Annotated in this window: 7 protein-coding genes and 1 pseudogene; 5 read left to right on the top strand and 3 right to left on the bottom strand. The window is 35.3% G+C overall.

Translation table 11 applies throughout. From position 1 onward, the window contains the following. Window positions 1-1,216, top strand: a 1,216-nt coding sequence (locus SFT90_05730) for a methyl-accepting chemotaxis protein (protein MDX1949981.1), incomplete at its 5' end; no start/stop codon positions are given. Window positions 1,217-1,530: 314 nt separating this feature from the next. Further along, on the top strand, window positions 1,531-2,232 hold the full coding sequence (locus SFT90_05725; GenBank protein ID MDX1949980.1) for a Bax inhibitor-1/YccA family protein: 702 nt from the start codon (window positions 1,531-1,533) through the stop codon (window positions 2,230-2,232). Window positions 2,233-2,242: 10 nt separating this feature from the next. On the opposite strand, the gene SFT90_05720 is transcribed toward SFT90_05725, so the two are convergent. Then, window positions 2,243-2,473 (bottom strand): hypothetical protein, encoded by a 231-nt coding sequence (locus SFT90_05720; GenBank protein ID MDX1949979.1) that lies wholly within the window; start codon window positions 2,471-2,473, stop codon window positions 2,243-2,245. A 62-nt stretch (window positions 2,474-2,535) separates the two neighbouring features. On the opposite strand from SFT90_05720, the pseudogene lpdA reads away from it, so the two are divergent. The 3 genes and pseudogenes from lpdA (at window position 2,536) to SFT90_05705 (ending at window position 6,025) form a co-directional block, all read left to right on the top strand. Further along, a pseudogene (lpdA, locus tag SFT90_05715) lies at window positions 2,536-3,975 on the top strand (dihydrolipoyl dehydrogenase). Window positions 3,976-4,018: 43 nt separating this feature from the next. Next, window positions 4,019-4,300: a hypothetical protein gene (locus SFT90_05710; GenBank protein ID MDX1949978.1), complete on the top strand. Its 282-nt coding sequence runs from the start codon at window positions 4,019-4,021 to the stop codon at window positions 4,298-4,300. Between the two features lie 210 nt (window positions 4,301-4,510). Continuing rightward, complete coding sequence (locus tag SFT90_05705; protein ID MDX1949977.1) at window positions 4,511-6,025, top strand: nitronate monooxygenase; 1,515 nt, start codon at window positions 4,511-4,513, stop codon at window positions 6,023-6,025. On the opposite strand, the gene lpxB is transcribed toward SFT90_05705, so the two are convergent. Further along, entirely contained in the window at window positions 5,996-7,168 is a 1,173-nt protein-coding gene (gene lpxB / locus SFT90_05700; GenBank protein MDX1949976.1) for a lipid-A-disaccharide synthase, read from the bottom strand. The genes SFT90_05705 and lpxB overlap by 30 nt on opposite strands. Then, entirely contained in the window at window positions 7,161-7,940 is a 780-nt protein-coding gene (locus SFT90_05695) for a phosphatidylcholine/phosphatidylserine synthase (protein ID MDX1949975.1), read from the bottom strand. The genes lpxB and SFT90_05695 overlap by 8 nt, the downstream gene beginning before the upstream one ends. Window positions 7,941-7,977 lie beyond the last annotated feature (37 nt).

The following is a 7,977-nucleotide window of genomic DNA, read 5'->3' as shown; positions in this document are numbered from 1 at the left end:
CAAAAAAGCACAATTTGCAGTGCAAAATCTAATTGATGGTGCATATCAAGGTAACCTTGATAACAGGCTTAACCCTTCAGAATTTGATGGTTTCTATAAAGATTTAGCTTCAAGTATGAATGGTTTAATGGACGCTATTGTTAAACCTCTTAACACTTCTATTGAAGTTCTTAAAAAACTCTCAGCTGGTGATTTAACTAAACGCGTTGAGGGTGAATTCAAAGGCTCATTTGGTGATATGCAAAACGCACTTAATGAAACTATTGATAACCTGAAAGATATGGTCTCAAAAATTATCGGCACGGCTTCAAATGTGGCTTCTGCTTCAGCAGAAATTTCAGCTGGTAGTGCTGATTTATCAGCAAGAACTGAGCAACAAGCCTCTAACCTTGAAGAAACAAGTGCTTCTATGGAGCAAATGACGGCTTCTGTTCGTGAAAATTTACAGAATGTAAATCAGGCTTCAACTTTATCTTCAAAAACCAAAGATATTGCTGATAAGGGTGGGGAATCAGTTGGCAAAACCGTTCTTGCGATGAAATCAATTGAAGATTCCTCTAAGAAAATTGCTGATATAATTAGCGTTATTGATGAAATTGCCTTCCAAACCAATCTTCTTGCTCTAAATGCCGCCGTAGAAGCAGCTCGTGCAGGCGATGCAGGTAAGGGGTTCGCTGTAGTTGCGGAAGAAGTTCGCAATCTAGCTGGTAGAAGCTCGCAAGCATCTAAAGAGATTAAAGAGTTAATTTCAGATAGCGTAAATAAAGTTAAAGACGGCGTTGATATTGCACAAAAATCTGGTGAAAGCCTTGGTGAAATAGTTTCTTCTGTAAGCAAACTTACTGAACTTGTTTCAAGCATTACAAATGCAACTAATGAACAATCAACTGGCATTGAACAAGTAAATTCTGCGATTTCCAACCTTGATCAAATGACGCAACAAAATGCGGCTATGGTTCAACAAAACACTGCATCTGCAGAATCTTTAAGCCAACAAGCTGAGGAGTTGCAATCAATGATTAGCTTCTTCAAAATTGATGATTCATCAATTAAGCAAATTCAACACTCTACAGCTAATCAAAATATGGCTAAAGTTAAGACTAAACCAAGTGCAAGTGCAAATTCAAAACCTAAAATTTCAGCTCAAAATAAAACAGGTGCAGAAAAAATTTCTACTAATGCAACCCCTGCAAGCGATGGCTGGGAAGAGTTTTAATCATTAAAAGAACTTTGGTAGTGTTATCAAAACATAGATTTTAACAACTTAATCACCAATTGTCACCCCGCATTTATTGCGGGGTTAATGGTTGGAAGTGCCTCTAAGACTCAAGATTTGAGCGTGCATTATGGTTAACCCCGCAATACTGAAGGCAGATGTTACTGCCTGAAGCGGGGTGACACTACAAAGGAAAAGCAACAAAATTTAACATAATCTGCTACTGAATAACCTCTCTCAAAACTTTAATCCAGTTACCCTTGAAAAACATATAATAATAGTGTATATTATATGCATAACCTAATAAGGAAAAAATGAAAGATTATACAAATTACGCCTCAGCACAATCCACAACCATTGATGCAGGCTTAAGATCTCATATGATAAAAGTTTATAACTACATGGCTGCTGGCCTTGGCGTTAGTGGTTTAGTTGCTTATTTTGCCTACACCAGCCCTGAATTTGCAGCTCTAGCATTCCAACTTAGATGGGTATGTTTTTTTGCAATTCTTGGTATGGCTTTTCTTGTAATGCCTAGAATGTATTCTATGTCTGAAAATGGTGCAAAACTAACCTTCTTTGCATATTCAGCGATTCTTTCAATCTCAATAGCACCAATGTTTGCAATTTACACTGGTGAAAGTATTGCTAGAACATTCTTTATCACAGCCTCAGTTTTCGGCGGTTTGAGCTTGCTTGGTTATACCACTAAAAAAGATTTAACAAGCTGGGGAACCTTCGGTGCGATTGGCGTTATCGGTGTTTTCTTTGCGGGTCTGTTAAATTACTTCTTTTTCAAAAGCACTGGAATGCAATTAGTTACAAATATAGTTGCAATAATTGCGGTAATTGCTCTAACGGCTTATGATACTCAAAAAGTTAAACAAGCATATTATGTTTCAGGCGGAAACCCTGCAATTGCTAATAAATCAGCGATAATTGGTGCATTACAATTATATTTTGATTTTGTTTATCTGTTCATTCACCTAATGCAAATTTTAGGAAATAGAAGGTAATATTTCTAATTTATTTCCAGCTAAAATAAGCAGCTATTGAGGCATAAACCGCCCACATTGATGGGCGAAGGAAAAGCCCTCTTAGTGCATAAATAATGCAAATTGAGAGAAATCTATTGTTCAAAACCCAACTTGAATATTTACTCGGCAATTTATTGATGATTTTTAGCAGGGCTTTTTTAAGCCATTCTGGAGTGATTTTTATTATAAAATTATCAATCTTTTCTGAAAATTTTCTCATTAAAACTATGGATATTTTTGTAATTTCTTTTATTAGGTTATAAAGAAAAAATAAACTTTTTTATGTCAGAAACTAAAAATACAAAATTTGATATTGCAATAATTGGCGGTGGGCCTGGTGGATATGTGGCGGCAATCCGTGCTTCTCAGCTAGGTTACAAAGTTGCACTGGTTGAAAAGGAGCATCTTGGCGGAATATGCTTAAATTGGGGGTGCATTCCAACTAAGGCATTGCTTAGAAGTTCTGAGATTTATCATCTAATGCATAATCTCTCAGAATTTGGTTTATCGGCAGAAAACATCAAATTTGATTTCAAAAAAGTGATTGAGCGTAGCCGAAATGTCTCGGCAAAACTTACGCAAGGCATCAAACATTTGATGAAAAAAAATAAGGTTGAAGTTTTTAATGGCTATGGAAAACTAAATGGCAAAGGTAAAGTTTCCGTGCGTGAGAGCGGTGATAGAGATAGCAAAAAAATCGCTGACCTTGAAGCTCGTCACATAATTTTTGCAACTGGTGCAAGGGCAAAAACCTTTGCTGGCTTGGAACACGATGAGCAATTAGTTTGGAGTTATAAAAAAGCAATGACACCTGATGAAATGCCTAAATCTCTGCTAGTTGTAGGTAGTGGTGCCATAGGAATTGAATTTGCAAGTTTCTATAATTTTATGGGTGCAGATGTAACTATTGTTGAAGTTCAAGATAGAATTTTACAATTTGAAGATAAGTAAATCAGCCAGTTAGCACATAAAGCATTTGAAAAACAAGGCATCAAAATCAAAACCTCCACATCTGTTGCGGAACTTAAAAAAGGCAAAAATGATGTAACGGCAATCCTCAAAAATAAAGAAGGCAAAACTGAAGAACTCAAAGTTGATAGAGTTATCGTTGCGGTTGGCGTTGTTGGAAACACTGAAAATCTTGGGCTTGAAGGCACTGCCGTTAAGGTTGAAAAAAATCAAATTCAGGTTGATGAATTTTTACAAACTGATGAGGAAAATATTTATGCAATCGGTGATGTAGTTTCAGCCCCTTGGCTTGCTCACAAAGCATCACACGAAGGTGTAATTTGCGTTGAAAAAATTGCTGAAAAAGAAGGCAAATATAAAAAACATGTTCACCCAATGAAGCGGGAAAATATCCCAGGTTGCACTTATTGCCACCCACAAATTGCATCAGTTGGCTTAACCGAAGATAAAGCCAAAGAAGCTGGATATAACATTAAGATTGGCAGATTCCCCTATATTGGCAATGGTAAGGCGATTGCACTTGGTGAAACTGATGGTTTGATTAAAACTATTTTCAATGCTGAAACTGGCGAATTACTTGGTGCACATTTAATCGGTGCAGAAGTTACTGAGATGATTCAAGGTTATGTAATTGGCAAAACTGCGGAACTCACTGAAGAAGATTTCTTCCACACGATTTTCCCTCACCCAACCTTAAGCGAAATGATGCACGAAGCCAGCCTAGATGCTTGGAAACAGGCACTTCATTTTTAGGCAATTTATATTAAAAGTTTTACCTAATTAAAAAGTAAAATTTATGAAATTATTTTTTATATTAAACTTAATTCTTATTCTAGAATCCTGTGCTGTTTCGGAGGAAACCTTTACCCCTAATGGAAAGAAAGGTTACACAATTAATTGTTCGGGAACAGCATTAAGCTGGGCTGAATGTTATGCAAAAGCTGGAAAATTATGTTCTACATCTGGCTATAAAGTAATAGAAAAATCCTCAGACAAAAACTCTTCACTTTCTGCAAATCAATATGGATTGTATGGTCTAGAATCAAATTCACGGTCTTTGTTAATTGAGTGCAAGTAGTGTATTCTTTATAAAATCACATGAAAGCCAACCCTACCCCATTTCAAACATCGGGGTTAATTAAAATACCAAAAATTATATCTTCTATAATTCAAATCTAACTATTTATAAGCATATTTTAATTTAACTTGTCTTTAGGCTAGAAATTTATATAAATTGTGCTTTATAAGAAATTTCTTACTACAACAATGATTAAAAATAATTTCAACAATGATTAAAAATAATTTAGCAATGAATGAAATTATCAATAATTTCTCAAATAAAATAGATAATTTTGGCAATAATATTAGCACTAATTTGGTTTCTATTTCAGAAAGGCTTTCAAAATTAAAAGGCTTAAAGCCCCTGATTATCAAAGGAAAGGAGTATCTTCCACTGGTTGAAGGTGGCAAAGGTATTGGTGCTACCAATGGCGTAAGTGCTGGTGCATTTGCAGCGGAAGGTGCGGTTGGCACTTTTTCTGGCGTTAATGCTGAAAGATATGACGAAAATGGCAAAGTAATTCCACAAGTTTATTACGGCAAAACTCGTAAAGAAAAACATGAGGAACTTATTGCAATGGGCATTGAAGGCGGTGTTCAACAGGCGAAAATCGCAAAGGAAATCTCTGGCGGAAATGGCAGAGTTCATATGAATATCCTCTGGGAAATGGGCGGTGCTGAGCGAATCTTACACGGGATTTTAGATAGAGCAAAAGGGCTTATTGATGGCGTAACTTGCGGTGCTGGTATGCCTTATCGCCTATCAGAAATTGCCGAAAAATATGACGTAATGTATTATCCAATTGTTTCTTCAATGCGTGCTTTTAGAGCATTGTGGAAGCGTGCTTATGAAAAAACAAAACATCTGCTCGGCGGTGTTGTTTATGAAGATCCTTGGCTTGCAGGAGGGCATAATGGATTATCAAACGGCGAAGACCCTAATGTTCCGCAATCTCCATATGAAAGAATTGTTGAGCTTCGCAAATTTATGAATGAAGTTGGCTTGCAAGAAACCCCAATCATAATGGCAGGTGGTGTTTGGAATCTTCGAGATTGGCAAGATTGGTTTGATAATAAAGAAGTTGGGCCTATCGCATTTCAGCTAGGTACAAGGCCGTTGCTCACCAAAGAAAGCCCAATCCCGAATGATTGGAAAAAACGACTGCTAACCCTCAAAAAAGGTGATGTTTATTTGAATCGCTTCAGCCCTACTGGCTTTTATTCTAGTGCGGTTGAAAATCTATTCTTGCAGGAACTCAAAGGCAGGGAAGAAAGGCAGATTGAGTTTAGAGCCACCCCAGAAGGTGAATTTACTGAGGCTTTGCCCTTACCCCCTCGTGGCAGACCAGTTTATGTTAAAGGTGAGGATTTACCAAGAGCCAAAGATTATATGGAACAAGGGTTTGATACCCCAATGAAAACACCTGATGAAACCTTGATTTTTGTATCAAAACAAAAATCTGAGGAAATTGTTACTGATCAAATAAATTGTATGGGTTGCCTTAGCCATTGCAGATTTTCCAACTGGAAAGATAAAGATGATTTCACAACTGGTAAAAAAGCTGACCCAAGAAGTTATTGCATTCAAAAAAGCTTGCAAAATATTATTAATGGAGAATCTGTAGAAGATAATCTTATGTTTGCTGGGCATAATGCTTATAAATTTGCGGAAGATCCTTTTTATGCAAATGGCTTCATTCCAAGCGTTAAACAATTAATTGATAGAATGCTTGAGGGCGGTTAATATAATATCAGCAGCTAATTCACTTGGGTTTTGATTGCTTTCTGACCCTAATTTTTTTAGTTCAATTTTAGCCTTTTCTAGCTGAGAAATTGATAAATTTTTATTTTCCAAAAACTCCAAAACTTTTTCAGAAATATTTTCTGCGGTGCAGTTATTTTGAATTAACTCTGGGATAATTTCTTCATTCGCAGAAATATTTATCAAATTCGCGAATTTAATTTTTATCATTCGCATAATTAAAAAATGCGATAATTTATTTACCTTATAATAAATAATTTGAGGGCAGTTTAGGGCTGCAACCTCAAGGCTTATCGTGCCGGATTTCACAATCGCAAAATCACTAATTTGAATGATTTTTTGCTTCTCAATATTTTCAGAAGAAATAATAATTTTATCAGATTTTCCTATTTCACTCTCAAGATAATTTTGCAAATGTGGAATTGTTAAAAACGCAAATTTGCAATCAATTTTTTGCGAAATTAATTCCTGAGCTTTTTTGATAATCGGCAAATGTTTTTTTACTTCTCCAAGCCTGCTTCCTACAAAAACTGAAATTAATTTTTCATCATTTTTAATATTATTTTTTGCAAAAAGTTTTTCTCTGAAATTCTGTTTTTCTGAGTCGCTTAAAATATTCAGATTTTCAAATAAACTATGACCAATAAAATAAGTTTTTAGATTATATTTTTCAAAATAGGGTGGCTCCCAAGGTAAAATACATAAAAGAGTATCAAATAATTTTGCTGTTTTTTTTGCCCGCTTTTCTTTATAAGCCCAAACAGAAGGCGCAACATAGTGGATTAATTTCCCCTTAAAATTAGCTTTCCTCAAATTTTTTGCGATACGATAATTAAAGCCGGGAGAATCAATAGTGATAACAATTTCTGGCTGTTCTTCTAAGATTTTTTTGGTAGTAAAATTTATTCTATTTATTAGATTTGGCAGATGCGGAATTATTTCTGCAAAGCCCATTAGGTTAATTTCTTTCATCGGAAATAGGCTTTTAAGCCCAGTTTTTTCCATTTCTTCACCGCCAATTCCGAATATTTCAATATCATTTTGCTTGGCTTTAAGTGCTGAAATTAATTTTGCACCTAAATTATCACCAGATTTTTCACCAGCTATGATAAAAATTTTAGGCATTCATTTTCTCTAATTTCAGATAATGTAAGGCACTAATTGGCAGAAGTGCATAATAAACAACGCCCGTAAAAACTATCATAAGCCATGGCTGAATAAGTGCTGATACAATAAAACCAGCAATAAAAATAAAAAATAATGATAAAAATTTCTTCTTAATTAAGATTTTTTTAAGCGAGTAACTTGGCACTCTGCTTGCCATTAAAATTGCGATAAAGGCAAGGTAAAATATCAAGAAATATGGATTTTCTAAAAATTCAAAATAATCATATTTTTGAATGAATTTATCTTCTACCGCAAACATTATCATCATAGGTGCAAGGGCCGCTAAAGCACCTGCTGGCGAAGGAACACCCTTAAAAAAACGGATTTTCCATTCGGCAGGTTTTTCATCTTCTGCGTCAATATCGCTGTTAAATCTTGCTAGGCGAATTGCACAGCACACAACAAAAAATAACACGGAAGCCCAGCCAAATTTAGGCACTTGGAAAGAACTCCACAAGAAAATCACTAATGGCGGCACAAATCCAAAATTTATAAAATCAGATAGGGAATCAAGATTGCTACCAAATTTACTAGTTGCTTTCAAGGCTCTTGCAAATTTGCCATCTACAGCATCAAGTAAGGTTGCTATTACAACGCAAGTAACCGCTAACTGCCATTTTTCATCAAGTGCGAACCTAATTGCTGAAACCCCAGAACAAATTCCAAGCAAGGTAACGATGCTTGGGAACAATTTAGCAAGCCTCAATGTAGTTTTATCACTATTAGGCATAAAATAATTAATTTTTAGTTTTTAGAAAAATTTATCT

The sequence above is a fragment of the Rickettsiales bacterium genome, from assembly GCA_033762595.1.
Lineage (GTDB): Bacteria > Pseudomonadota > Alphaproteobacteria > Rickettsiales > UBA8987 > JANPLD01.
This window is presented reverse-complemented; position numbering and strand designations above follow the sequence as displayed.